Source organism: Simiduia litorea (assembly GCF_042853465.1).
Lineage (GTDB): Bacteria > Pseudomonadota > Gammaproteobacteria > Pseudomonadales > Cellvibrionaceae > Simiduia > Simiduia litorea.
The window spans coordinates 572,219-598,433 of sequence record NZ_AP031497.1 but is presented as its reverse complement, the minus strand read 5'-3'; the positions used below and the strand labels follow the sequence as shown (position 1 = coordinate 598,433).

General features: G+C 49.2%; 25 protein-coding genes. 16 read left to right on the top strand and 9 right to left on the bottom strand.

The annotated features are described in order from the left end of the window. Positions 1-87: 87 nt before the first annotated feature. Positions 88-1,506 (bottom strand): TIGR03013 family XrtA/PEP-CTERM system glycosyltransferase, encoded by a 1,419-nt coding sequence (locus tag ACGHTT_RS02660; RefSeq protein ID WP_390593328.1) that lies wholly within the window; start codon positions 1,504-1,506, stop codon positions 88-90. A gap of 300 nt (positions 1,507-1,806) precedes the next feature. On the opposite strand from ACGHTT_RS02660, the gene tviB reads away from it, so the two are divergent. The 4 genes from tviB to ACGHTT_RS02640 are packed head-to-tail and all read left to right on the top strand — an operon-like array spanning position 1,807 to position 6,041. Beyond that, on the top strand, positions 1,807-3,081 hold the full coding sequence (gene tviB, locus ACGHTT_RS02655; RefSeq protein ID WP_390593327.1) for a Vi polysaccharide biosynthesis UDP-N-acetylglucosamine C-6 dehydrogenase TviB: 1,275 nt from the start codon (positions 1,807-1,809) through the stop codon (positions 3,079-3,081). A gap of 14 nt (positions 3,082-3,095) precedes the next feature. Beyond that, positions 3,096-4,103: an NAD-dependent epimerase gene (locus ACGHTT_RS02650; protein ID WP_390593326.1), complete on the top strand. Its 1,008-nt coding sequence runs from the start codon at positions 3,096-3,098 to the stop codon at positions 4,101-4,103. Between the two features lie 2 nt (positions 4,104-4,105). Further along, entirely contained in the window at positions 4,106-5,029 is a 924-nt protein-coding gene (locus ACGHTT_RS02645; protein WP_390593324.1) for an XrtA system polysaccharide deacetylase, read from the top strand. A 1-nt stretch (position 5,030) separates the two neighbouring features. Next, positions 5,031-6,041 (top strand): acyltransferase family protein, encoded by a 1,011-nt coding sequence (locus ACGHTT_RS02640; protein WP_390593323.1) that lies wholly within the window; start codon positions 5,031-5,033, stop codon positions 6,039-6,041. A gap of 3 nt (positions 6,042-6,044) precedes the next feature. Here ACGHTT_RS02640 and ACGHTT_RS02635 read toward each other — a convergent pair whose 3' ends face one another. Further along, entirely contained in the window at positions 6,045-7,451 is a 1,407-nt protein-coding gene (locus tag ACGHTT_RS02635; RefSeq protein WP_390593321.1) for a mannose-1-phosphate guanylyltransferase/mannose-6-phosphate isomerase, read from the bottom strand. A gap of 290 nt (positions 7,452-7,741) precedes the next feature. Between ACGHTT_RS02635 and ACGHTT_RS02630 the strand changes: the two genes are divergently transcribed. From ACGHTT_RS02630 to ACGHTT_RS02615, 4 genes are all read left to right on the top strand, one after another. Continuing rightward, the gene (locus ACGHTT_RS02630; protein ID WP_390593320.1) at positions 7,742-8,842 is read left to right on the top strand and encodes a GNAT family N-acetyltransferase; all 1,101 of its coding nucleotides are present in this window, start codon (positions 7,742-7,744) and stop codon (positions 8,840-8,842) included. Positions 8,843-8,861: 19 nt separating this feature from the next. Further along, entirely contained in the window at positions 8,862-9,248 is a 387-nt protein-coding gene (locus ACGHTT_RS02625) for a hypothetical protein (RefSeq protein WP_390593319.1), read from the top strand. Further along, positions 9,245-10,651 carry a hypothetical protein gene (locus tag ACGHTT_RS02620; RefSeq protein WP_390593318.1) on the top strand — a complete coding sequence of 469 codons (1,407 nt, stop codon included), beginning with the start codon at positions 9,245-9,247 and terminating at the stop codon, positions 10,649-10,651. The genes ACGHTT_RS02625 and ACGHTT_RS02620 overlap by 4 nt, the downstream gene beginning before the upstream one ends. A gap of 89 nt (positions 10,652-10,740) precedes the next feature. Beyond that, positions 10,741-12,330 carry a formyltransferase family protein gene (locus ACGHTT_RS02615; RefSeq protein WP_390593317.1) on the top strand — a complete coding sequence of 530 codons (1,590 nt, stop codon included), beginning with the start codon at positions 10,741-10,743 and terminating at the stop codon, positions 12,328-12,330. A 99-nt stretch (positions 12,331-12,429) separates the two neighbouring features. Here ACGHTT_RS02615 and ssb read toward each other — a convergent pair whose 3' ends face one another. Both ssb and ACGHTT_RS02605 read right to left on the bottom strand, forming a co-directional pair. Then, positions 12,430-12,972, bottom strand: coding sequence for a single-stranded DNA-binding protein (ssb, locus tag ACGHTT_RS02610; protein ID WP_390593316.1), 543 nt, complete (start codon positions 12,970-12,972; stop codon positions 12,430-12,432). Positions 12,973-13,055: 83 nt separating this feature from the next. Next, positions 13,056-14,393: an MFS transporter gene (locus ACGHTT_RS02605; protein WP_390593315.1), complete on the bottom strand. Its 1,338-nt coding sequence runs from the start codon at positions 14,391-14,393 to the stop codon at positions 13,056-13,058. A gap of 268 nt (positions 14,394-14,661) precedes the next feature. On the opposite strand from ACGHTT_RS02605, the gene ACGHTT_RS02600 reads away from it, so the two are divergent. From ACGHTT_RS02600 to uvrA, 8 genes are all read left to right on the top strand, one after another. Beyond that, a complete protein-coding gene (locus ACGHTT_RS02600) occupies positions 14,662-15,213 on the top strand; it encodes a hypothetical protein (RefSeq protein ID WP_390593313.1) in 552 nt (183 codons plus the stop codon). Between the two features lie 370 nt (positions 15,214-15,583). Continuing rightward, positions 15,584-16,240 (top strand): LuxR C-terminal-related transcriptional regulator, encoded by a 657-nt coding sequence (locus ACGHTT_RS02595; RefSeq protein ID WP_390593312.1) that lies wholly within the window; start codon positions 15,584-15,586, stop codon positions 16,238-16,240. A gap of 11 nt (positions 16,241-16,251) precedes the next feature. Next, on the top strand, positions 16,252-16,662 hold the full coding sequence (locus ACGHTT_RS02590; protein ID WP_390593311.1) for a CsgE family curli-type amyloid fiber assembly protein: 411 nt from the start codon (positions 16,252-16,254) through the stop codon (positions 16,660-16,662). Positions 16,663-16,670: 8 nt separating this feature from the next. Next, the gene (locus tag ACGHTT_RS02585) at positions 16,671-17,072 is read left to right on the top strand and encodes a curli assembly protein CsgF (RefSeq protein WP_390593310.1); all 402 of its coding nucleotides are present in this window, start codon (positions 16,671-16,673) and stop codon (positions 17,070-17,072) included. A 14-nt stretch (positions 17,073-17,086) separates the two neighbouring features. Beyond that, positions 17,087-17,950 (top strand): CsgG/HfaB family protein, encoded by an 864-nt coding sequence (locus tag ACGHTT_RS02580; protein WP_390593308.1) that lies wholly within the window; start codon positions 17,087-17,089, stop codon positions 17,948-17,950. A 187-nt stretch (positions 17,951-18,137) separates the two neighbouring features. Next, entirely contained in the window at positions 18,138-18,710 is a 573-nt protein-coding gene (locus ACGHTT_RS02575) for a hypothetical protein (RefSeq protein ID WP_390593307.1), read from the top strand. 22 nt (positions 18,711-18,732) lie between these two features. After that, the gene (locus tag ACGHTT_RS02570) at positions 18,733-19,851 is read left to right on the top strand and encodes a hypothetical protein (RefSeq protein ID WP_390593305.1); all 1,119 of its coding nucleotides are present in this window, start codon (positions 18,733-18,735) and stop codon (positions 19,849-19,851) included. 90 nt (positions 19,852-19,941) lie between these two features. Then, complete coding sequence (gene uvrA / locus ACGHTT_RS02565; RefSeq protein ID WP_390594972.1) at positions 19,942-22,818, top strand: excinuclease ABC subunit UvrA; 2,877 nt, start codon at positions 19,942-19,944, stop codon at positions 22,816-22,818. Between the two features lie 298 nt (positions 22,819-23,116). Here the strand turns inward: uvrA and rplQ are convergent, their stop codons facing one another. From rplQ to rpsM, 5 genes are all read right to left on the bottom strand, one after another. Beyond that, positions 23,117-23,497: a 50S ribosomal protein L17 gene (gene rplQ, locus ACGHTT_RS02560; protein ID WP_290260756.1), complete on the bottom strand. Its 381-nt coding sequence runs from the start codon at positions 23,495-23,497 to the stop codon at positions 23,117-23,119. A gap of 78 nt (positions 23,498-23,575) precedes the next feature. Beyond that, the gene (locus ACGHTT_RS02555) at positions 23,576-24,568 is read right to left on the bottom strand and encodes a DNA-directed RNA polymerase subunit alpha (RefSeq protein ID WP_390593303.1); all 993 of its coding nucleotides are present in this window, start codon (positions 24,566-24,568) and stop codon (positions 23,576-23,578) included. A 22-nt stretch (positions 24,569-24,590) separates the two neighbouring features. Continuing rightward, complete coding sequence (gene rpsD / locus ACGHTT_RS02550; protein WP_390593302.1) at positions 24,591-25,211, bottom strand: 30S ribosomal protein S4; 621 nt, start codon at positions 25,209-25,211, stop codon at positions 24,591-24,593. A 13-nt stretch (positions 25,212-25,224) separates the two neighbouring features. Beyond that, positions 25,225-25,617, bottom strand: coding sequence for a 30S ribosomal protein S11 (gene rpsK / locus ACGHTT_RS02545; protein ID WP_183911551.1), 393 nt, complete (start codon positions 25,615-25,617; stop codon positions 25,225-25,227). A gap of 39 nt (positions 25,618-25,656) precedes the next feature. Next, positions 25,657-26,013 carry a 30S ribosomal protein S13 gene (rpsM, locus tag ACGHTT_RS02540; protein ID WP_290260753.1) on the bottom strand — a complete coding sequence of 119 codons (357 nt, stop codon included), beginning with the start codon at positions 26,011-26,013 and terminating at the stop codon, positions 25,657-25,659. Between the last annotated feature and the right edge of the window lie 202 nt (positions 26,014-26,215).

The window sequence follows — 26,215 nt, the reverse complement described above, 5'->3', positions numbered from 1 at the left end:
ACAGGCCGCAACCAATACCGCAGCAACACCTATCAATAACGCCCTAAGTATAATTTTCACGAACATCTCCCTGCTCTTATTAGCGATTTAATGCACGCCTTTACCTAGCAAAATAATCTCAACGGTCTGCACCAGAATCAGCATATCCATTAGAAAGCTTTTATTTTTTGCGTAGTAGAGGTCGTATTTAAGTTTGTTTTTTGCATCTTCCACCGAGGCACCATAAGGGTATTTCAGCTGCGCCCAGCCCATTAACCCCGGCTTAACCTTGTGGCGAGCGCTGTAAAATGGAATAGCTTTTTCAAGCTCAGCGACGAACTGTGGCCGCTCTGGACGCGGCCCGACAAAGCTCATCTCGCCCACAATAACATTATAAAGCTGAGGTAATTCGTCAAGTCGGGTATTGCGAATAAAGGCACCCACCTTGGTGACCCTAGAATCGTTCTTTTTGGCCCATACCGCTTTGCCGCCTTTTTCAGCATCTTGCCGCATGCTGCGAAATTTATATATTTTGAAGCTTTTACCATTCAACCCTACGCGCTCTTGAAAATAAAGTGCGTCGCCAGGGCTCTCTAATTTTACGGCTATGGCCGTGAGCAACATGAACGGCCACATAAAAAACAAAAACAGCAGTGACAATGACAAATCAAACAGGCGTTTAATTAAGAGATGGCGCCGATTGTTTTTAAACCCGTCAGAAAACAGCAGCCACGAAGGTTTTAAGGTATCGATATCGATGTAGTTTAATTCGCGCTCGAAAAAACTGAGCACGTCTGTCGAAGGCACCCCTGCCACCTTACAATCCAATAACGCGTTAAGCGGAATGCTGGCGCCCTGGGCCGAGCGACGCTCGTCGGGTGCAATCACAATCTCCGAAATTTCTTCCCGCTTGACGAAGTCTAACCAGTTGCTGGGCGCTGCAAGCAGCCTCGACTCGCCTACCGCAACCGGGCCATCGCCATCGGCAATGCAGCCAACCACTTGCACCGCTAACTTACTGGTGTGGCCATCGAGAGCGTTGACCAACTCTAGCGCCCGTGTACCCGCGCCAAATATCACGACGCGGCGACGAATATTGGCAATATCCACTAAACCAATAAAAATCAGCCGAACAACAAATACCAAAACCGTAGAAAACAACACACCCCAAAAGACCAAATGGCTACCGAAGAACTCGCCACCAGCAAAAAAATCAACCACATAGAGTGCGACGCTACCCAGAAGAAAAAAGCTGACGATTGTGCGCAGCGCCATATTGAAGAAGCCTTCGCGCACTAACGACAGGTAAACCCCCATAGACAGTGTGCAACAGCTCAATACAAGCGCGAAAACTAACGATGGCAGCCAACCCTGAGGGTTATCCAAGCTAATTGGATTTGTGCCTAGCATAAGAAACTGCAAATGCTGAATAACTAACGCAACCAGCATAAGTAGAAGCACTTCAATACCGCCGAGGGCAATAAAGTGCTGATGTATGTAATGCTTATTGAGGCGTAAATATGCCACGTTAAATCCTTTTTGTAATCTACACGTCCTGTATGGCACCTATGACGTGCCCCGCGTAACTGAACAACCAAGTGGCTGAGATTCACAATGTGTCAATCAACGAGCTCTCGGTGACCCAGCCCTACGCAGAAAATGCCTGAACCCTACCAATCGGGCATTATATCCTTTTTTGTGACAATTACCCGACTCCTAAGTATGAATATTATTTAACCACTCCACATTTTGAACCATACACACCCTAGGGCCTTTTATGGTAGATTATGCGACCTCAAAATGACGCCATCACAAGGACAGCGGCTCATGCTCAAGGACTCCCCTACGCTTTGTATCATCGGACTCGGTTACGTTGGCCTCCCTCTTGCCGCTGAATTTGGTAAAAAAATCAACACCTTAGGGTTCGATATCAACGCTAAACGCATTGCCGATTTAAACCGTGGCGTCGATCAAACACTCGAGCTAGATAGCGAAGAATTAAAAGCTGCGACAATGTTGTCTTTTAGCAGCAACGAGAACGAGATCAAAAGCTGTGACGTTTATATCGTCACCGTACCCACCCCCATTACCGAATCTAAGCAGCCAGACTTAACGCCCTTGCAAAAAGCGTCCGAGCTACTAGGCCGCGTCATCAGCAAAAACAGCATCGTAATTTTCGAGTCAACGGTTTACCCGGGCTGCACCGAAGAATACTGCATTCCAATTATCGAGCGCGTTTCAGGCTTAAGCTTCAACATCGATTTCTACGCAGGCTACAGCCCAGAGCGAATAAACCCTGGCGACAAAGCGCACCGCGTCCACAACATTGTCAAAGTGACATCAGGCTCTACACCTGACGTGGCCGACTATGTGGATGCGCTGTACCGCAAAATTGTCACCGTGGGTACGCACAAGGCCAGCTCTATCAAGGTCGCGGAAGCCGCCAAAGTGATCGAAAACACACAGCGCGATATCAATATCGCCCTGATCAACGAATTGGCATTGATTTTTAAGCGGTTAAATATCGACACCCTCGAAGTACTAGAGGCCGCTGGGACAAAGTGGAATTTCCTACCTTTCCGGCCCGGCCTTGTGGGCGGACACTGTATCAGCGTCGACCCCTATTACTTAACCCATAAAGCACAGCAGGTGGGCTACAACCCCGAAGTGATTCTAGCCGGACGGCGCATTAACGACGGCATGGGCGCCTTTGTCGCCGAGTCAGTCATCAAACTGATGACACAAAAGCGCATTCATGTGGTCGATGCAAAGATACTCATCATGGGCTTAGCGTTTAAGGAAAACTGCCCAGACCTACGCAATACCCGCGTTGTAGACATTGTGGCGGAACTTGCCACCTATCATGCAGAAATCGATATTTACGACCCCTGGGTAGACACAGCCGAGGCAGAGCATGAGTACGGCCTTAACACGATTAAAACACCTCAAGCTGGTCACTATGACGCGGTTATTATTTGTGTGGGTCACGAACAATTTCGAGTCATGGGCGCCAGCGCAATCAGAGCCCTGTGCAAACCTAATTCAGTACTATTTGATGTGAAACACATTCTGCCCAAAGCAGATGTCGACGCACGCCTCTAAGACGGAACACAGCTATGAAAGTATTAATTACCGGCGCCGCAGGTTTTATTGGATCAACGCTCGCACATCGGTTGCTCGACAGAGGCGACACTGTTGTTGGTATCGACAACCTGAACGACTATTACGACGTCAACTTGAAGAAGGCGCGCTTAGCCCGACTGACGTGCCGCGAAGGCTTTACCGACGTTCGCCTAAGCATTGAAGACAAGGCCAGCCTAGATGCCGCCTTTAAAACGCACAAGCCCGATAGAGTGGTTAACCTAGCGGCACAGGCTGGGGTTAGATACTCACTGGAAAATCCTCAGGCCTATTTGGATGCCAATATCACCGGCTTTTTAAATATTCTGGAGGCCTGCCGGCACATCGGCACAGACCATTTAGTCTACGCCTCTAGCAGCTCGGTATACGGCGCCAACACCGCCATGCCCTTTTCAGTACACAACAATGTAGACCACCCCGTTAGCCTTTATGCCGCGAGCAAAAAAGCCAATGAGTTGATGGCACACACCTACAGCCACCTGTTTAACATCCCCACCACGGGTTTGCGCTTTTTTACCGTTTACGGCCCCTGGGGTCGGCCAGATATGGCGTTGTTTATTTTTACCCGCAAAATATTGGCCGGTGAGCCAATCGATGTTTTCAACTACGGCAACCACCGCCGAGATTTCACCTATATCGACGATATTGTCGAAGGTGTGGTGCGCACGCTCGACCACGTCGCGCCTAGCAATGAGATTTGGACCGGCGACAAACCCGACCCGGCCACGTCGAAAGCGCCTTACCGCCTATATAATATCGGCAGCAACAACCCGGTAGAGCTGCTGCGCTATATTGAAATTCTTGAAGACTGCCTCGGTAAAAAGGCCACTAAAAATTTGCTACCCCTGCAGCCGGGCGACGTGCCAGATACCTATGCCGATGTCGACGCACTCATCAAAGATGTTGATTATAAGCCCAGCACCCCCATCGAAACCGGCATCGAAAAATTTGTTACATGGTATCGCGACTTCTACAAGGTTTAGTCATGACGCAGGGACGCAACGCGCACAGTTCAGCCATTAAACATGCCATGACGGTCGACGTGGAAGACTACTTTCACGTTGCAGCCTTCAAGGATGTTATCGATGTAAACACGTGGGACGAATGGCCTTGCCGGGTCGAGCAAAACACCGAAAAGCTGCTCGCACTGTTTGAGCAAGCCGACATCAAAATCACATTTTTTATTTTGGGCTGGGTGGCAGAACGCTACCCCAACTTAGTAAAAGCCATTCAAGCCGGCGGCCACGAAATTGCGTCGCACGGTTACAGCCACCAGCTGATCTACAACCAATCGCCCGACATTTTTAGACAAGAAACCCTCAAATCCAAGCAAATTCTTGAGGATATTACCGGCGAAAAGATTTTCGGCTACCGCGCGGCGAGCTACTCCATCACGCGACAGTCACTTTGGGCCTTAGATATTTTGGCGGATTTAGGTTTTGAGTGGGACTCCAGCATTTTCCCAACCCGACACGATAACTACGGTATACCAGGTAGCCCTGAAGAGCCCTATAAAATCATCACGAGTAATGGCGCATCACTCACAGAATTTCCGTTAACAACGGCCAAAGTACTTGGTCAATCCATACCCGCTGCCGGTGGCGGCTACTTCCGCCAATACCCCTACGCACTCTCGCGCTGGCTATTTGAGCGGGCAAGTCATAACCAAACAAAGCCACAAATTTTTTATTTACACCCCTGGGAGATAGACCCAGAACAACCGCGCGTGCCTAACGCCAGCGCCTTTTCCCGCTTTCGCCACTACACCAACCTCAAGCGCTGCTTACCAAGGTTGGAGCGACTACTGCAGGATTTTGAATTTGGCACCATTAGCCAAAGTATGGAGCACTACGAAATAACTCGCGAGCTAGATATCAGAACTCAAAAAAAAGAAATTTCGGACACATAATATGCGCCTTGCCTCCCTAGACATCATAAGGTTCTTTGCTGCCTTTGCAGTAATGCTGTACCACTACACAGGAACGACTGGCGTTTTTTTTAATGCACTCGGCCATGTTACGAAGTATGGATATTTAGGCGTACCGCTCTTCTTTATGATCAGCGGGCTAGTAATATCTATTACCGCAGAAAATCGTCTTGCAGTACCATTTGCAATTGCGCGTTTTGTCAGACTATTTCCATGCTATTGGGCATGTATGATCATCACTTTAATAGCACTTTTCTTAACGAACAAACTGGATTTCACGCCACTTGAAATTGCAGCCAATACAACGATGCTAAATGACTACGTTGAAATTAGGAATATCGACGGTGTTTATTGGACACTGCAGGTTGAGCTAAAGTTTTATGCATGTGTATTTTTTTTATTGGCAACGAATACCTTTCAATTTAAGCGGGCCTGGCTAACCGTCTGGATGCTACTTTGCGCTAGTTATATCTTTTTTGATCAGCCTCGCATACTAGGCTGGTTTATTCATCCAACGTATTCGCCGTGCTTTATCGCAGGGGTTGCTATGTATTTATTACGAAAGGAAGGAGCTAACATCTTTAACGTAGGCACGTTAGGATTAAGCTTTATTCTTATACTTTTCACAAGCTCCTCTAAGGTAGATCAATTCATATCTGAGGCAAACTCAGCAGAAACATTTTTCTCTCTATTAACAATTGCTCTATTTTTCGCGCTGCTATTGGCTATTAGCCTCGACAAAATAATCGTAAAACCGCGTAAAATATATTATATTTTAGGCGGCATCTCTTACCCTCTTTACTTAGTTCACAATGTTGCAGGAAAGCAACTTATTATCGGTCTTAGTCCCCTCCTTGGAACAACCTTATCTATAACGCTGACCTGTTTCGCGGTGCTGATCATTGCCTACATAGTATTTATGTTTGTAGAACAAAACACAGCCAAGCCCCTAAAAAAAGGGCTTGAATCAATACTACTCGGAGGAAAAAGCTAGGGATTAACTTCTACCATACCGGTCATCGAAGCGCACAATATCGTCTTCACCCAAATAACCGCCGGTTTGAATTTCAATGAGTTCGAGCGGAATTTTTCCTGGGTTTTCCAGCGAGTGAACTTCACCTATGGGAATATAGGTCGATTCATTTTCTGTGAGCAGAATTTCTTTATCGCCATTGCGCACCTTGGCGGTGCCACTGACCACAACCCAGTGCTCGGCGCGATGGTGGTGCATTTGGGTCGATAGCTTCTGGCCAGGCTTCACAGTAATGCGCTTAACTTGGTAGCGATCGCTGGTTGTTAAGCCGTGGTACTTACCCCAAGGCCTATGCACTTCGCGATGCAAGTCGACCTCTGGGCGACCAGATTTCGACAACTGCTCGACAATCTTTTTAACATCCTGCGCTTTATCCACCGGCGCGACCATGACCGCGTCATCGGTTTCAACAATAATAAGGTCCGACAAACCCACCGCTGTCACCAACCGAGACTGCGCATTCACTAGGGTGTTTTTACAGTCGATCACCACGGCATCGCCACGCAGCAAATTATTATTCGCATCCGGCTCACCAATCGCCCAGAGTGCAGACCAGCTACCCACATCGTTCCATATGGCGGGGAAGCGAATGACCTTGGCGGCATCGGTGCGCTCCATTACCGCATAATCTATCGAGATAGATTTGAGCGCAGCAAAAGGTTTAGCCGCGAGGCGCATAAAATTCAGGTCGGCTTCAGCGTCTTTAACGGCCGCTTGGCTGAGCTGATAAACCTCGGGCTCGTACTTTTCCAATTCGGCTAAATAGGTGTCGGCACGAAACATAAACATGCCGCTATTCCACAAATAGTGGCCATCATCCACATAAGCTTGAGCAACATCTAGGCTAGGTTTTTCGACAAACTCGGCCACCGATTCAACCTCACTGGCGCCATTCGCTTTTATGTAGCCATAACCGGTTTCAGGGTAACTCGGCTCGACACCAAAAGTTACCAGTGCTCCTTCGGCCGCCAACTCAGCCCCCAATGCAACCTTTTGGTCAAATAGCTGTTGATCGGAAATGGCGTGATCAGAGGGCAATACCAACATGATGGCATCGGGCGTTTTAGTCGCCAGCAACCAAGCAGCAGCAGCGATGGCGGGCGCGGTGTTTTTACCCTCGGGCTCGAGCATGATACTCATGGGCTGAACCCCTATGGCTCGCGCTTGCTCGGCAATAAGAAAACGATGATCTTCATTACACAGAATGATAGGTTGCCCAGCCGTTAACCGTGTACGCGATAGGGTGTTTTGCAGCAGGCTAGCGCCCGAGCCCTGTAGGTCAATACACTGCTTTGGATATTGTGAACGGGACAACGGCCATAAACGGCTGCCAACACCACCTGCTAAAACAACGGGGACTATACTTGTCATATTTCTTCCTGAATGTAGCTAGCCTACGAGTGCCGCCAATAATATCCGCGAAATAACCTACACTGAGCAGCCAAGCCATTCGCATAAAATGGCGATTATAATACAGTTTACGCAACCATTGGCCTTTAGCCGTGCGGCCGGTGACAGAAGCCTAGATGGTGCGCCCGTATCAGTGTAAGCTTCTACCTGCATAGGTTATTGAGAAGGCCGCTAGCGGCGACTCGCAGCTAACTAAGTTCGCCGGTATTTCAATAGGATAGGCCCACAGGCCAACATGGACGATCACAAGGATGAATTCAACTAAGCTGACATTCGCCTGCTATGAGGGCACCGCAAGCCTAGCGTCTATCAAGCCGCTTTGGGATGATCTATTCAGCCATTGCCACAATCCCGCTTTCTACAACGACTGGCGCTGGCACGCAGGTATCCAAGAGCACTTAGTGGAAGCCGACATTGCTTATGTCGTCGCCTCCTGTGCTGATATTCCGGTTGCTATTGTGCCGTTACAAAGGTCAGCCCGAAAACACGGGCCAATTACTGCCTCCTACCTCAGCTTACCCTTCCATGTCGCCATAGACTTGAGCGACATAGTTGCAAGCAAAGACTTACCGGCCGATGCTTTTTTTCAGCAACTGCTTAGCTACCTTAAGTCGGGCTTCCCACTTAGTTGGGAGCTATTGGAACTGCGCAATTTTGCCGAGAGCTCAACGCTGTACAGCACGATGAGGCCCTATTCCCAGCACTTGGAGAGCGATGGCGAGAGCGCTTTTATCCGCGCCAGCGCCGATAAAAACTTATTAGCGAGTGTTTCGAGTAAACAGGTCAAAAACGCCCAGCGTTTAGCGCGTAAGGCGGCGTCATCTATGGGCGCACTCGCAAGCACCGAATACTGTAGCGGGCCCGAATTACTCGCGGCCTATGACGCTTTTTTAGATGTTGAGAGCGCCAGCTGGAAAGGCGATTCCGGCACCAAAAGCGCCATCAATTTGCGCCCTGACGCTATGGCTTTCTACCGGCAAGTGCTGCAAGGTTTTGGCGAGACGGCGCAAGCCGCTGTGAAGCTTCTAACCATCGATGGACAAGCCGCCGCAGCGCAAATGGGTATTCGAGTTGCCGATCGATTACACTTGCTCAAGATTGGCTTTGATGAACGCTTCTCTGACGTAGGCCCTGGTGGCATACTCTTAACCCAGTGCTTAGAACAGGAAGATCAAAACCAAACGCGGGAAGTCAATTTGGTGACCCACCCAGCGTGGTCCTTTCGTTGGCACTGCGAAATAGATCCGAAACATCGCGTCGTGTTTTTTAATGACACTTTGTTGGGTAGGATACTTTCTATGTCGCGAAAGCTACTGAAACTTTATAAATCGAAAGCGCGAAAACACACCTAACCTACTCTGAGACACCCACATGAAACGCTGGATTGCCTTCATCGCCGTGCCTTTTATCATTTACCCCATGGCACTCGGCATGGTTATACTCTCCGACACAGTGCTGGGCGAGAGCGAGTTCCTGCGGCATTTTTTTCTAGAGTCCAAACGAGAAACGCTGCACATCATCTTGCAAGATTGGGGCTCAGCCTTGCCCTATTGCCTGCCTCTTTGGGTGTTAATGGCCGGGCTCGAAAAAATTGCCAACCGCACATGGGCAAACAGTACTGGCATTGTCATCGCACTTGGGGTGCTCGGTACCTCTTTCTTACAGCCCACCCTACCACTCATTTTTGCCTGCATTGCACTTGCAACCATCATCTGCGCACTGATTAGCCAATACCTGCTAAAGGAGAAAACTCGATGAAGCATGTATTGTTCTTAGCCGCTAGCCTAGTCTTTTGCATGTATGCATCGCTCGCCTTTTCGGACACCAAGGTGTGGCTGATAGGCGGAGGCAACACCCTAGCCAACTCTCAGGGGCAGATAGAAGAAAACGTAAAATGGCTACAAGATATTCTCAATGAGAAAGGCATTGAAAACTATACCTACTACACCAACGGCGATGATAGCGCAGACGACGTCGTCTATTTCGCCAATCCGAAAGAGCGCGACCCAATTCACGAAACTCTTTTACGCGTTTTCGCAAGCGGTCTCGATTATGCTAAGAAAACCAAGCGCAATAGCATCGGCAAGGTGGACGGCAGTACAGAAAAAGCCACACTTGTTGCAAGCCTTGAAGCACAGTTTGCGCTGGTAAAACCCGACGATAAAGTGCTGATTGTTTATAACGGCCACGGCGATATAGAACCGAGAGACACCCGCAAAAACACTCTAAAACTCTGGGGCGACACACATCTAACTGTTTCTGAACTCGACCAATTACTCGATAAAATTCATCCGCAAGCAACGGTTAATTTCGTTCTCACTCAATGTTTTTCTGGTTCGTTTGCCAATTTAATCTATGACAACCCCTACAGCGATGTGCGGGGTGAACAGCAGCGCTGCGGCTTTCTCGCCGAGTCGGATAGGCGGGAAGCCGAAGGCTGTGACTTAGGCACCAACGAGGCAGATTTTAGGGACTACACCACCTATTTCTTCGCTGCACTGGCGGGCAAAACCCGACTGGGCGAAACAATTCCTGCAGCCCAAATAGATCTAGACCGGTCTGGCGATGTTAGCTTAAGCGAAGCACACTTTTATGCACTTGCCAGCGCCGACAGTGGCGACCTATCCAGGTCTACCTCCGAGTTTATTCTAGAGAAGGAGCAACCTTGGTATACCCGCTGGGACAGTCGCTTCACACCAAACAATTCGACTTATAGCACGATTGCGGCGAGCGTTGCTAAACGCGAAAATATTGCCCATAGTGGCCAAGCCTTGGCTCGCGAATTTTACCGTCGCCTGCAAACAGAGCGAGCCCTAGAGCACACGTTGAAGCAGCACGCCGATCTTATTAAATCCCTGCAAGAAAAGCTTCGCAACCAAGTAGCAACAACCAAAGAAGCCGTTGCAAGCCTGAATATAGAGCAACAAAAATTATTAGCGGAGCAACTTCAACAGCTCCCCGATTACACCCAGCTCACTGCTGAGCAGAATCACCATCAAGACCTGAACGCTAATTTACTGGAGGCACACCGCGATACCGCACAGGCGGAAAAAGTTTTACGACTAAACCATATTGCTAGATTAGAGCTGCACCAAAGCCGCGAAACGAGTGGTGATTTACAAGCTGTAAGCCATTGCGAAGCGGATATCGCCTTCCCCTAAAAAGCCTACCCATGTTCTGACAACCTTTGCTTTAGGCAGCTAGCAGGGTAATCTAACCGCTGATCCGCACCAGTAAAAAGGATGTAAACATGGGCATCAGCGAATTCAAGGCAACCTACAAAAATTTTGGCACTTCCGCCGTTTTCACACTACTCACGGATAGGGTGCTGTCGAGACTCGGCGTAAAAAAAATTGAGCGGGTATTTACCGCCACTGAACAATCCACCAACTGCCCCTTCCCGGCAAGACTGCTTAATGTGGAAGAGGCGAAACTATTAAAGCTTGCAGGAAAACTCGCCTGCTCAGATCAAGCAATTGCTGATATTGAACGTGAAAAATTAATCTGTATCGGCGCCTTCGATCAAGACACCCTCTGCGGCTACTGCTGGTACGCACTAGAAGCCTACCGGCACAGCGATAGTGACTACGCCTTTTTTCATAAAGATTATATTTGTGGCCACAACGCCTACATCAATCCAGATTATCGCGGCAAACAGGTACGCAGCGCTATCGTGGCAAAAGCCATAGAACTTGCCGTATCGATCGACCGTAAAGGCATTATTTCGGCCATCACCTGGACCAATTTCGCCTCGTTAAAATCAGCCCAAAAGCTTAATTATAAGTCGGCAGGCATCGCCTATCGCTCACAAAAAATCGACATTTTTATCGACAAAAGTTTATATCACTTGCGCCGCGTCGATATTCCCTACGCCCTATCCAGCGCGTTAATTACACCGAGCATTACCCAAGTAACCGAGGCTCTCGCCCAACGCTCTACACTGAGCCTTATCATCGACACGGGTAACAGCTCACTCGCGACGACGGGGCTTAAAGCTCGTATCAAAAGGCGGCTCAAGCGCGAAACCTCGGTGCAGGCGTGGGCCGCAGAGCAAGGTATTGAGTATGTCAAATACAGCAAAGCCACAGAGTCCGACATTGCGCAGTTGATTAGCGCGCGTAAAATCGACCTGCTGGTGTCCTATGCCGCTCCGCTATTAGGTGATGCCATTATCTCGGCGGCAAAAATTGCCTCCATCAATATACATCCATCACTACTCCCAGCTTATCGGGGCGGTTCACCACTACCTTGGCAAGTCATAGAACAAGAACGAATCACCGGCGCAACAGTCCACCTATTGAACAGTAAAATTGATCAGGGCCCCATTTTAGGCCAAGTAGAATCAAAGCTACCAAACAACATCAGCAGGACCAAACTCATTCAGCTAGCGCGATCAAATGCCGCCCGCGCTTTAACTGAGGTGCTCGCCGATTATGCCGAACAAGGCGAGTTTTCTGCCAAAACTCAGCCCGTAAGCTCAACTACTCGCTTCGCAAAAAATATAACACTGGCCAACCTAATGGACATTGTTAACTGGCAAACAGCACCCAGCACCCAGCTCTGCGCCATTGCAAACTATCTCGAGCGCTGGCCAACAGAAATATGCTCGCCCCCCGGCCTGCTGTCGTACCTCCCATGGCAAGCAACGAGCGCTTCAGATATACAGCAAACTGGGCAATCCAATAAAAAACCATGGCGGATGACACTGACAGGACTAAGGTACAACAACCCATCTGGCTCGGTCTTGCTTCGCCCTATTCTCTCGCCGTGGAAACTGCTCGCCTTTGCGAAGGACTTGAAAAGCATTCGATCAAAGCAAAGCTTGGAACGGTCGCTGTAAACTCACCCGTTACAAAAACTTTTTTACGTCAAAAACCAAAAGCCCCGTAATAACGGGGCTTGGAGGGCAATACTTTACAAAGCAGACACGAGGTAACCTCTAGAACGGGATGTCATCATCAAAGCTATCAAAGCCGCCTGCTTGTGGCTGCTGAGCTTGCTGTTGTGGCGCTTGTTGGTAACCACCTTGCTGTGGTGCTTGGTTTTGCTGCGGCGCTTGACGCTGCTGTGGTGCAGCCTGACGCTGTTGTGGCTGTGATTGATCGTAACCGCCTTGATCATAACCACCCTGATTAGAATCGCCACTTCTGCCATCTAACATCTGCATTTCACTGGCCACAATTTCAGTGGTGTAGCGATCTTGACCGTCTTGCCCTTGCCACTTACGAGTACGCAAAGAGCCTTCCACGTAAACCTTGCTGCCTTTCTTTAAATACTCACCCGCAATTTCAGCTAGGCGATTAAAAAACACCACTCTATGCCATTCCGTGCGCTCTTGTGGCTGGCCGGTGTTTTTGTCTTTCCAAGATTCAGACGTGGCAACACTCACGTTGGTGACAGCACCACCGCTAGGCATAAACTTGGTTTCTGGGTCTTGGCCTATATTACCCACCAATATGACTTTATTAATACCCCGTGCCATAGTACAACTCTCCTAATCTATATCTATCTAATTGGGCCATCTAAACATTCGGCCAGTTATGTGTCGAGAAAATCTCACTATACCTATTGCGCTTCACGCCATCGATACATACTAATTGCGCTATTGTCGAAATGCCGAGCGTCAACCTGCAGTAATACCGTGGACTCGGTGTCTACCCAGGTCAATTGCTTAACCCCAGGCAATGCCGACAAACGAGTTACTTCAATTGCATCCATACCATTCGGCACCTGCAGGGCCAAACGCACCGGCGGCGCAGGCGGCTGCTGGAATAGAGCCACCAACAACCACACCAATAACATCACAGCACACAGGGCGAACACAGCACCGAAGCCGAACGCTTGAAACACCACACCACCACTCGCCCCGCCCGCAAAAGCGCCAGCAAACTGCCATGAAGAGTAGACGCCAGTGGCCGTACCCTTGACCTCCGTCGAGGCGACCTTACTCACCCAGGAAGGCAGTGTTGCCTCCAGCAAATTAAACGCCATAAAGAAGCCGAATAACATCATAATGCCGAGTAAGACGCTGCCCTGTAGCCAGCCCAACAACACCTGCACAATGGCCAGCAGGGCAATGGCGCCAATAAAGTTTTGTTTAACCTTGCCACGCTTTTCACCCAATATCATAAACGGTAGCATGGCTAAAAATGACAACACCATCACCGGCAAATAGAGCAGCCAATGCTGCTCTCTCGGTAACCCGTATAGCTCCAAATAACGCGGCATAGCGATGAAGGTCGCCATCAAGACAAAGTGCAAGGCAAAGATACCGATATTTAATCGCCACAACTCTAGGTCGCGAAACACCGAGCCCCAATCGAGCCGCTGTGGCATCACCCGCTCCGGCGCTGCCGGTACTAAATACCACAGCAACCAAAGCCCGCTTATAGCTAATATTGCTGTCAGCCAAAAAACACCTGCGAGACCGAAGCTTTCGGTCACCAAGGGCCCGATAATCAACGCCAGAGAAAAAGCTACGCCTATCGAGGCTCCGATCAGGGCCATGGCTTTGGTTCTATTTTCCTCGGCAGTCAAATCTGCGACGAAGGCCATCAAAACACTGGCAATAGCGCCACACCCCTGAAGGAAACGGCCGGCAATTAGGCCGTACACACTGTCCGCCACCGCAGCCACGACACTGCCCGCAGCAAACAAAAGTAACCCTATCGTAATCAAAGGCTTACGGCCAAAACGATCCGATAGATAGCCAAAGGGGATTTGCAGTATCGCCTGGCTAAAGCCGTAGGCGCCGAGCGCAATACCCAACAGCGCCGCGCTCGCTCCGCTATAGGCATCGCCATACAAGCTGAGTACTGGCAAAACCATAAACAATCCGAGCATACGAAACACGTACAAGCCAGCCAGCGGCAGAACAGCTCGTCGTTCAAATGGGGGAGTCACAGTGGGCGAGGCCTTAATAGTGTCGCGTTATCATTTTAAGCGGCCCAGTGTAGCAAAAATGGCCTCCAAGAGGCACTGGTCAAGCTAAGGATTCACCGGGTTAGGTCAATTGCTTCTTATTATAAGAAAATCTATAACTAAGGTGTCTTTAGTGCTAATTGCTTAGCTATGATGGCCAAGCTATAGTGATCTGGTTATATTTTAATCGTCCAGTCGAGCTTAGCGTTCGAATCATTGGCAAAATCACAATAAACATCAGGATGTAACGATGAACAAGCGCACCTCCCTCCTCCTTGCCCTCGTGGCAACAGCCGCCGTAGCACAAGCAGACACCGCGGATAAAGATGCGCGCAATGCGATTGCTGCGCTCAACCACAGCATTTCGTTCGCTGAAGAAGCCATATTGGAGGTGCAGTCGCAAGAGGCTGTCAACATGCTCACGGCGTCGATAGCGGAAGCCGATTTGACCATTGCCATTGCCGAAGCCAACTTCGCTATTAGAGACGTCAGCACTCAAGAGGCCTTTAATCAACTCGCCGCCTCTGTCGCGCAAGCAGACCTAACCATTGCCTCCGTAGAAGCTCAGGTGGCTATTAACGCTGTCGGCGATGACCAGCTTCTCAATGAACTTGAGGCTACATTAGCCAATGCAAATAGCGATGTTGCTAGCGATATGATTTTAGCCGTCGTGTCAGAGCGTCCAATGCTAGCATCCGCGGTTCAGGACAGAGCGCTGGCCATTGGCATTGACGAACAACTTGTCGCCAACGCCCTTGTCGCGGGATTTGGTGAGGCGGCGGCGACCGCTGCGGGCAAATAACACTTCTGTACCATCAAAAGGCCCATATATTGGGCCTTTTTTTTCGCCACCATCCTGACTGATACGTAAGTACCTAAAAGCAAGCCCTCTCCTCATTTTTGCTCTATTACGGTTAATATCACCCAATAACACCCCCCTACTCCATCGACCAAGCAGTTTCATCCTTTACACAATTTATTTCGCAGTAGAATTTACAACTACCTTATCTAAAAAGCTCAAATTAACCGACAAAAACGTCTAACAACTCCATACTTAGGTGCTATTTTTACAGTCATAATAGCGCCTGCCTTGCAGTACTAAACTTGAAACTTTACTCTTAGACGCTGGCACGCCACGGATCGCGTAAACCAATAAAAATGGACTCCAAGTTATGAGCACCCCTAGCACTGAATTTTTAAACACTGCAGAAACCATGGTGCTTCTCAGTGAATCCAGTATGCAGTCCAAAATGCTCGCCAACCTAATGGCCGAGCGGCTTAAGTTAACCTGCAAGCTCACCGATCAAGCACATCAGGTTAGCCAGCTACTCGCATCCGAGCAAAATCTCCTGCTTGTCGATGCGCAACACACCGATCTAGGCGCCTTACGTGCACTTTTACAGGGTCTGCAAAGTAAGCACAGCCGTTTAGTGATAGCCCTGTTCAACGTTATCCAAAGCTCAGAACAAGAACACCTTGCCGAATGGCCGCAAGTTAAGGGTATGTTTTATATCAATGCCGATCACAATCAACTGATCAAGGGCTTGGAAGCGCTTATTGCCGGCCACTTATGGTTACCTAGGCGCGTCACACACCAACTCATTGAGCAAAATCGCCGTCCGCCGATGGATTCGGGCTCGCGCCAACTGCTCACGCGTAGAGAGTTACAGATCATGGAGCTGCTGGCAGACGGTGCCACCAATTTACAAATTGCCGAGTCTTTGTTTGTCAGCGAGCACACAATCAAAAGCCATTTATACAATGTGTTCAAAAAGATCGAAGTAAAGAACCGACTACAAGCGAGCAACTGGGCGAGAAATAACATCTAGGCTAGCACGCCGTGTCGACCATCAATATTTCGCTATGGATTACACTTTTTTTTGGCCTTGCTGCGGCGCCATGCTGGCCAGATGAAATCGAAAATGAAATTTCAGGGTTCACCCAAGACAGTACGATTACACGAGCGGGGCATGAGTTTGCTCGCTATTTAAGTGATTATCGAAACGCAAATTTCACTGTCGACAACGACTACAACCTCGTCGTATATGAGCGACCTTCCGCGCGCTGGGGCAGTCTCATTTGGGTAACTACAGACAACCAAGAAGTTTATCGACGTTTTTTGCCACCGGGCAGAATTGATATTCAGCAAGAAGCCAATGCTGCAGCACAACAAATTCATGCCGCAGCGCAACAACGAAAATTGCAATTGATGTTCATGGACACCTTTGATCTCGATCAGGATGAATACTAGAGAGCGACATGAAAAAAATAATATTCATTACATTTTTCTTAGCGGCAGCCTCCAGCCAAGCCTCTGAACTTATTTACACACCGGTCAATCCGAATTTCGGCGGCAACGCCTTGAACGGTAACTTCTTGCTTGGCAATGCCCAAGCACAAGACACCTATAAAAATCCCGACCTGGGCAAAGATGGCTATTCGGCTCCCACCGATTTAGAGCGATTTACCAGCTCATTACAATCGCGACTTCTCAATCAGTTATTAACAGACGTAGGCTCAGGTAATAGCGGAAGCTTGCAAACAGACGATTTCATTGTGGACTTAGTCGACGATGGCGGCACGCTCACCGTCGTCATTACCGACAGACATACCAACGAAGTCACCGAGATTGTGGTTTCAGGATTGAACCCACAAAATTAATGTCAGGAAGAAGCATGTTAACTCCGATTGTTAGGTTTTTCTTCGCAGCCAATGTGATTTTATTATCTGGCTGTCAAATCGCCCAAGACACCAATGACAGTTTATTTGGCCCAGGTGTTACCGAGGCGACGCTAACGCCCCGCGCCAGCACCTACCAAGATCTCAAAAGCCTGCCAAGCCCACGCGGTAAAATTGTTGCCACCGTATACAACTTCCGCGATCAAACAGGTCAATATAAACCTATTCCTGCAAGCTCATTCTCAACGGCAGTCACTCAAGGCGCTACGGCCATGTTAATCAACGCCATGAATGAATCTGGTTGGTTTATCCCGCTAGAACGGGAAGGCTTGCAGAACTTACTCACCGAGCGAAAGATAATTCGCGCGGCGCTAAAAAAACCCGGCACACCCACCAATAATGATGATGAGCTGCCGTCTTTATTAGCCGCAAATGTTTTAATTGAAGGCGGAATTGTGGCCTACGAGTCCAACATCAAAACCGGCGGCGCTGGTGCGCGATATTTTGGTATTGGCGCCTCAGAGCAGTATCGAGCAGATCAAGTCACCGTCAATATTCGAGCCATCGATATTCGCTCAGGCCGCATACTGCACAGTGTACTAACAACAAAGTCGATCCTCTCCCAAGAAATAACCACGGGTGTATTTCGCTTCGTTGAGTACAAACGCTTACTAGAAATTGAAGCGGGTACAACAACCAATGAACCGGCACAACTGTGCGTACTGTCCGCTATAGAATCTGCGTTGATACATTTAATTGCGCAAGGCATCGAAAGTAGCTCTTGGTCACTCGCGAACATTGATGATGTAAATAATCCTACATTGCAGCAATATATGACCCAAGAACCAATGATAAACTAAGAATAATTTCAAGCTCGGTGCAGCGTCCAAATCTATTCATACGAAGGTTGCAAAAAACACCACGTTTTAACTCATTATTTTAGGGGTACAATAAATAAATTCACCGTTATTTTCAGTCTAGCGCGCTATAGAGAAGCGCCAACACAGCCACCACAATAACAGTCCGCTTGCTAACAGGGATTGTCGAATGAAAATAGCGACTGTTCAAAAAAAAATAAAAAAAGTTGGACCTAAGCTACTCTCAGCATTCCTTTTCCTTTGCCTTTCGGCACTAAATAATACGGCCGTACAAGCTTCGCCTGATATAGACGCAAGCCCCATTGACATTGATAGCTTTCATTTCGATATAGAAAATTACACAGTCAATAATGTTGCAATCGCCCATCAAACGGGTAGCGACAATAGCGTTAATGCCTATCAATCCGGCGTCGAAAACGAATTGCTCATCAAGCAAATCGGTCTAGCCAACGCATTCAGTACCGAACAAATCGGCACCCAAAACACAATAATGGGCGAGCAAATTGGCGAGCTGAACATCGTTTATATTCTACAGAACGGCACCCTCAATAAAGCCTCGGTGCAACAAAATGGCTACAGCAATAGCGCCGACATAAGCCAGCATGGCTATCAAAATCAAGCTCTCGTTATTCAGAACGGCAATTACAACGCTGCGCTTGTTGAACAGTCAGGCAGCAATCTCACAAGCACGATAACCCAACATGGCAATCACCAACAGGTGAGCGTCAGACAACTGCAGTAACCCCATCAATGAGGAAGATGATATGAAAAAGCTACTTACCCCCTTAGTACTCGCTATTTCTCTGGCATCGGTACAGGCCATTGCAGATAACAATATCGCGGATAGCGTTCAATTCGGCGACTTAAACGACGTCACTATTGACCAAGTCAACGTGCAAGACGCCACCGCTACAGTGTCGCAGTCTGGCGACAGCAATGGCGCATCCATTGTGCAGGCCAATAGCGCCAATGCAATGACGGCAACCATCGACACCACGGGCTCCGGTAACCGCGCGTCTATCTATCAAGAAGACAGCTGGTTTGCCAGCGGTAGCATTACCCAAGCCGGTGAAGACAATGGCGCTGACATTGTGCAAGAACTCATTTCCGACGATAGCAGCGCGAACATAGATCAGATAAACGCTGCAGGCAACACCGCGAGCATTACCCAAACCTTCGCTTTTTCCTCAACCAGCGCCATCGTTCAAGAAAATGCTGTAGTCAACAATGCCGAGATCGAACAGGTTGAGACCGAAGGTTCAGATGCCTACATCCAGCAAACCAATACGCTGCTAGATGATGCCTATATTTTCCAAACAGGCTTTGCACAATCCGCCGCCATTTATCAAGATGATGCCTGGGTTGCGAGTGCCAGCATTAGCCAAGAAGGTTCAACCCACCTAGCCACTATCGATCAGAATGCCATCTCCGATTACGCCATAGCAGACATCAGCCAAACCGGCTCTGGCAACACGGCGAGCACCACTCAATCAGGCTCTTTCGGTAGCGAAGCTTATACCGCTCAGGCCGGCGAGTTTAACGACGCCACCATTATGCAGGGTCCGCTCGGCATTCATTTGGCCATCGTCAATCAGGAAGGCCAGTTCAACAGCGCTTACGTGGATCAAAATGGTATCGCAGACGTTGCGCAAATTGACCAGTATGGCGAAGCCGGTTACGCCCAAGCGGTGCAAGCGGGCGACTACAACGAGGCCATGATCAACCAAGGCGGCATGGGTAACACGGCACTCATCGATCAGACTGGTCTAGGGCAAGCGGGCCTAAGCAACACCGCCTTGATTCAACAATCTGGCGCTTACGATTACGCCACGATTATGCAATCAGGCGGCGCCGGCAATAACGCAGTCGTAACACAAAACTGATTAAAAGGGGCCGAAAGGCCCCTTGTTCCTGACATCGCCTAGGCGGATAGATATACTGTTGAGTTTTCTACGTTATGAGAACTGTTGTCAGTGGATACTATTCAAGTAAGAGGCGCTCGCACCCACAACCTAAAAAATATCGATCTCGATATCCCAAGAGATAAGCTCGTCGTCGTCACAGGGCTCTCTGGTTCCGGCAAATCGTCCTTAGCTTTTGACACCCTCTACGCAGAAGGCCAGCGCCGCTACGTCGAATCGCTATCAACTTACGCGCGACAGTTTTTATCGATGATGGATAAGCCCGACGTCGATCATGTAGAGGGCCTTAGTCCCGCCATATCCATCGAACAAAAATCGACGTCACATAACCCACGTTCCACCGTGGGCACCATTACCGAAATTTACGATTACCTACGTTTACTTTACGCGCGCGTAGGCGAACCTCGCTGCCCCATTCACGGCGAGCCTCTCGCCGCTCAAACCGTTAGTGAAATGGTCGACCAAGTACTAGCGTTACCGGAAGGCACAAAAATCATGCTGCTGGCACCGCTAGTTAGAGATCGCAAAGGTGAGCACTTACATATCCTCGAGCAGCTAAAGCGCGATGGCTTCATCCGAGCTCGCATTGATGGGCTAGTCGTCGATCTCGACGACGCACCAGCCTTAGATAAAAAGAAAAAACATGCAATTGACGTGGTGGTCGATCGCTTTAAAGTGAAAGACGACTTGCAACTCAGGTTAGCGGAATCATTCGAAACGGCGCTGAATTTAGCCGAGGGCCAAGCCATGATCAGCTACATGGATGGCGATGGTGAAGATCGCATTTTTAGCGCCAAGCACGCCTGCCCTATTTGCGATTACAGCCTCGCCGAGCTTGAGCCACGGCTGTTCTCATTCAATAGTCCCGCCGGCGCCTGCCCTAGCTGTGACGGCCTGGGCATGCGCCAGTACTTCGACGAGGAAAAGATCGTTCACGACGAGGAGCTCACCCTTGCGGAAGGCGCTATTCGCGGCTGGGATCGTAGAAATGTTTACTATTTCCACATGCTCACCTCCATTGCCGAGCACTATAAGTTCTCTATCGATACACCCTGGAAAAAGCTGCGAAAAAAAGATCGCGATGTGGTTTTAAAGGGCTCGGGCGAAACCGAAATTTCATTTCGCTATGTCAATGACCGTGGCGACATCTATCAGCGCACCCACTGCTTCGAAGGCGTTATGCCCAACATGGAGCGCCGCTACCGCGATACCGATTCGCAAATGGTGCGCGAAGATCTAACCAAGTTTCTGTCTCATCAAAGCTGCCCAGAATGCGAGGGCACTCGCTTGCGCAAGGATGCGCGCAACGTGTTTATCGACAACCGACCGCTACCGGAGATCACCAACCTGCCTGTCGGTGAGGCCTATGACTATTTCAACAAACTTAAATTTGCCGGCAGCAAACAAGAGATTGCCAGTAAAATTTTAAAAGAGCTACAAGACAGGTTTCGCTTCCTCGTGGACGTTGGACTTAATTACTTAACGCTGAGCCGCAGCGCCGAAACGCTCTCCGGCGGTGAAGCGCAACGCATTCGTTTAGCCAGCCAAATTGGCGCGGGCCTCGTGGGTGTGATGTATATTTTAGACGAGCCCTCGATTGGACTGCACCAGCGCGATAATGAGCGCTTACTTCGGACGTTGACCCACTTGCGAGATCTAGGCAACACCGTGATTGTGGTAGAGCACGACGAAGATGCTATACGCAGTGCCGACTACTTGATTGATATCGGCCCAGGCGCGGGTGTTCACGGCGGCGAAGTCGTGGCCGCGGGCACCTACGAGCAAGTGCTTAAAGCGAAAAACTCTTTAACCGCTGATTATTTATCCGGCCGTAAGTCCATTGCCATTCCAAGCACACGAACACCCTACAATCCAAAGCAAGAGCTGATACTTTCAGGTGCCACTGGCAACAACTTGAAAGATGTCACACTTACTATTCCCGTAGGGCTAATGACCTGCGTGACTGGTGTATCAGGCTCAGGTAAATCAACTCTGGTTAATGCCACTTTACACCCTATCGCCGCAACGGAACTCAATAAAGCCACTACGCTAAAACCGGCGCCTTACAAAAACATTAAGGGTATGGATCATTTCGACAAGTGTGTCGATATCGATCAAAGCCCGATCGGCCGCACGCCGCGTTCAAACCCAGCAACCTACACCGGTATTTTCACACCCATTCGCGACATTTTTTCCGGCACACAAGAAGCCCGCTCGCGCGGCTACAAAGCAGGGCGCTTTAGTTTTAACGTTAAAGGTGGCCGCTGTGAAGCGTGCCAGGGTGATGGCGTTACGAAAGTAGAAATGCACTTTCTGCCCGATGTTTATGTACCCTGCGATGTCTGTAAGAGCAAACGCTACAACCGCGAGACGCTAGAGATTAAATTCAAAGGCAAAAATATTCACGAAGTATTAGACCTTACCGTCGAAGATGCACGCGAGTTCTTTGATGCCGTGCCAGCGATAGCCAAAAAGCTACAGACATTAATGGATGTTGGCCTCTCATACATTCGCCTTGGCCAAGCAGCGACAACACTGTCTGGCGGTGAAGCGCAAAGGGTAAAGCTTGCAAAAGAGCTATCTAAGCGCGATACCGGAAAAACGCTTTATATACTCGATGAGCCCACCACTGGCTTACACTTTTACGACATCCAACAACTACTCAATGTATTACATCGCCTGCGCGATCACGGCAACACAGTGGTCGTTATCGAGCACAATTTAGATGTTATAAAAACTGCAGACTGGATCGTCGATTTAGGCCCAGAGGGTGGCAGCGGCGGCGGGGAAATTATCGCTCAAGGCACACCAGAAGATGTTGCGAAGGTCAAACAATCCTATACCGGCCAGTTTCTAAAACCTATGCTTGTAAAAAATAGCTCCACAGCAAAGGCTAAAACAACCAAGGGCAAAAGACTAAAGGCTTAGATGACTGCACCGATGAAGAAAGGCGATGCCGGATAGAGGGACGCAAACCTCTAACCAGCCGACCTTCTTCCATTAATCGCGTAAGCGCGCCCATCAGATGACCGGCTCCCGCCTAGCGGGCGTCGATTATCTAGGAACTCGTTTCACTACTCGACCTCAACAAATTGCAGAGCATCAACACTCAAAGAACGATGCTTTACATCTAATGTAGATGAATAAAGCAGGTCTTAATTACTATATTTTACTTTCAAAAAAAAGGCCGAGCATAAGCTCGGCCTTTTTTTGATCTCGGCGCTAATTACTCAGCAGCTTCAACCTTGGCATTGCGGTCTACCAACTCAACATAGGCCATAGGAGCCTTGTCGCCGGTACGCAAACCACATTTCAAAATACGAACATAACCGCCGGGGCGGCCTTCGAAGCGTGGGCCTAGTTCGTTGAACAGCTTACCAACCGCTTTGTCGTTGTTCAGACGGCTGAACGCTAAACGACGGTTTGCAACACTGTCAGTTTTCGACAAAGTAATCAAAGGCTCTACGACGCGGCGCAGTTCCTTTGCCTTTGGCAAAGTAGTCTTAATCAGTTCATGCTCAACCAAAGAAATCGCCATGTTCTTGAACATAGCCTTACGGTGTGAGCTGTTACGATTCAGTTGACGGCCACTTTTACGATGACGCATGACGCTAAATCCTATTCATTCTGATTGCTATCACAGCAAATCTTGTTAAGCGCGCGGCGTACCGCGCACAGAATCTACCTACTTGTCGTCTGAACGAAGACTAGCTGGTGGCCAGTTTTCAAGACGCATTCCCAAAGACAAACCGCGCGACGCAAGAATATCTTTGATTTCGGTCAGTGATTTTTTACCCAGGTTCGGGGTCTTCAACAGCTCAACTTCAGTGCGCTGAATCAGATCGCCGATGTAGTAAATGTTCTCAGCCTTCAAGCAATTCGCAGAGCGTACGGTAAGCTCGAGGTCATCAACTGGGCGCAACAGCACCGGATCGATTTCCTCTTCTTTACGCACTGGCTCAGCTTCTTTCTCGCCTTCCAGATCAACAAATACTGCCAACTGCTGCTGCAGGATAGTAGCTGCGCGACGGATAGCTTCCTCTGGCTCGATAGTGCCATTGGTCTCTAAATCCAACACCAACTTATCCAGATCGGTACGCTGTTCAACACGCGCACTTTCTACTGAGTAAGCTAAGCGCTTAACCGGGCTGAAAGATGCATCCAACTGCAAGCGACCAATGGCGCGAGTTTCTTCCTCGTCGCTGTGACGCTGATCAGCTGGCTCATAGCCGCGACCGCGTGACACGGTCAGCTTCATGTTTAGCGATTTGTCACCAGTGATATTGGCGATTACATGGTCGGGATTTTTAATCTCAACTTCGTGATCAACCTGAATATCGCCAGCGGTTACAACGCCTGCACCTTTCTTCGATAAAGTCAGTTCAACCTGATCCTTACCGTGCATGATTACTGCCACACCCTTCAGGTTGAGCAGGATTTCGATTACGTCTTCCTGCACGCCTTCGATAGCGCTGTACTCGTGTTGTACACCGTCGATTTTAACTTCGGTGATCGCACAACCGGGCATGGAAGATAGCAATATGCGACGCAACGCATTGCCCAACGTATGACCAAAACCACGCTCCAGAGGCTCTAGAACCACCTTTGAGCGGGTTGAGCTCAATTCGGTAACGTCGATATGACGCGGTGTATAAAACTCGTTTACTGCACTCTGCATAGCCGTTCCTGTTAGGGGTTAATTACTTGGAGTAAAGTTCAACGATCAGGTTTTCGTTGATGTCGGCAGACAGATCGCCACGATCGGGAACGCGCTTGAAAGTGCCTTCCTTCTTATCGGTGCTCACGTCAACCCACTCAACGTCTGCGCGCTGAGCAGCCAAGGTCAGCGCTTGCGCAATGCGCAGCTGAGTCTTTGACTTTTCACGCACGGCAACCACGTCGCCTTCAGTTACTTGATAAGACGGGATGTTAACGGTCTTGCCGTTAACCAAAATAGTCTTATGAGAAACCAACTGGCGGCTTTCGGAACGAGTAGAACCGAAACCCATACGGTAAACAACGTTATCTAAACGCGTTTCCAACAGTTTCAACAGGTTTTCACCGGTTGCGCCCTTACGACGGGCTGCTTCTTTGTAGTAACCACGGAATTGCTTTTCAAGAATGCCGTAAATACGACGAACTTTTTGCTTTTCGCGAAGCTGCACACCGTAGTCGGATAAACGACCGCGACGTTGACCATGCTGGCCAGGTGCAGTTTCTGCCTTACATTTTGAATCTAGCGGGCGTGCGCCACTCTTCAGGAACAGATCTGTTCCCTCGCGACGCGCCAGCTTACACTTTGGTCCGATATAACGTGCCATTGTTCAAGTCCCCTTAGACGCGACGCTTCTTGGAAGGACGACAGCCATTGTGTGGAATCGGCGTGACGTCAACGATGTTGGTAATTTTGTAGCCAACATTATTCAGCGCGCGAACAGCAGATTCGCGGCCTGGGCCTGGGCCCTTTACTTCCACATCTAGGTTCTTCAAGCCGTATTCTTGCGCGGCCTGACCTGCACGCTCTGCAGCAACCTGTGCAGCAAATGGCGTACTCTTACGTGAACCACGGAAACCTGAACCACCGGCAGTCGCCCATGAAAGGGTGTTACCCTGGCGGTCGGTGATGGTCACAATCGTGTTGTTAAAAGAAGCGTGGATGTGGGCAACACCATCAACCACGGTCTTTTTGACTTTCTTGCGAACAGTCTTATTACTTGGCTTGGCCATAGCAATCTCTTCCTAAACCTTTGGTTACCGAAAAGCCAATTACTTCTTAATTGGCTTGCGCGGACCCTTACGGGTGCGGGCGTTTGTCTTGGTGCGCTGACCACGAAGTGGTAGGTTGCGACGATGACGCAGACCGCGATAACAACCAAGATCCATCAATCGCTTGATGTTCATGTTGATCTCACGACGCAGGTCGCCTTCAACCGTACGCTTGGCGATTTCACCACGCAGCACGTCCAATTGTTCTTCGGACAACTCGCCAACCTTAGTCGTTTCAGCAATACCAGTCGCAGCCAGAATTACTTTAGCAGTCGGGCGACCGATGCCGTAAACGTAGGTTAAGGAGATAACCGCGTGTTTGTTATCTGGTATATTGACACCAGCAATACGGGCCATTCAATTTACTCCATAAAGCACAAAATTGTAGCGTTGACGGCAAAGCACGCCACCCACTACACCAAAAGGCGCAGCAGGATAGCGAACATACCAGCGAAATGCAATAGCCGAAGGATTGCTCCCCAAGCGACAGTCAACGCCCCCTGACCAGAATGTGGATTTCAGTACCCACAAAACTGGTTTTGCCGAAGTCGTTAAACAA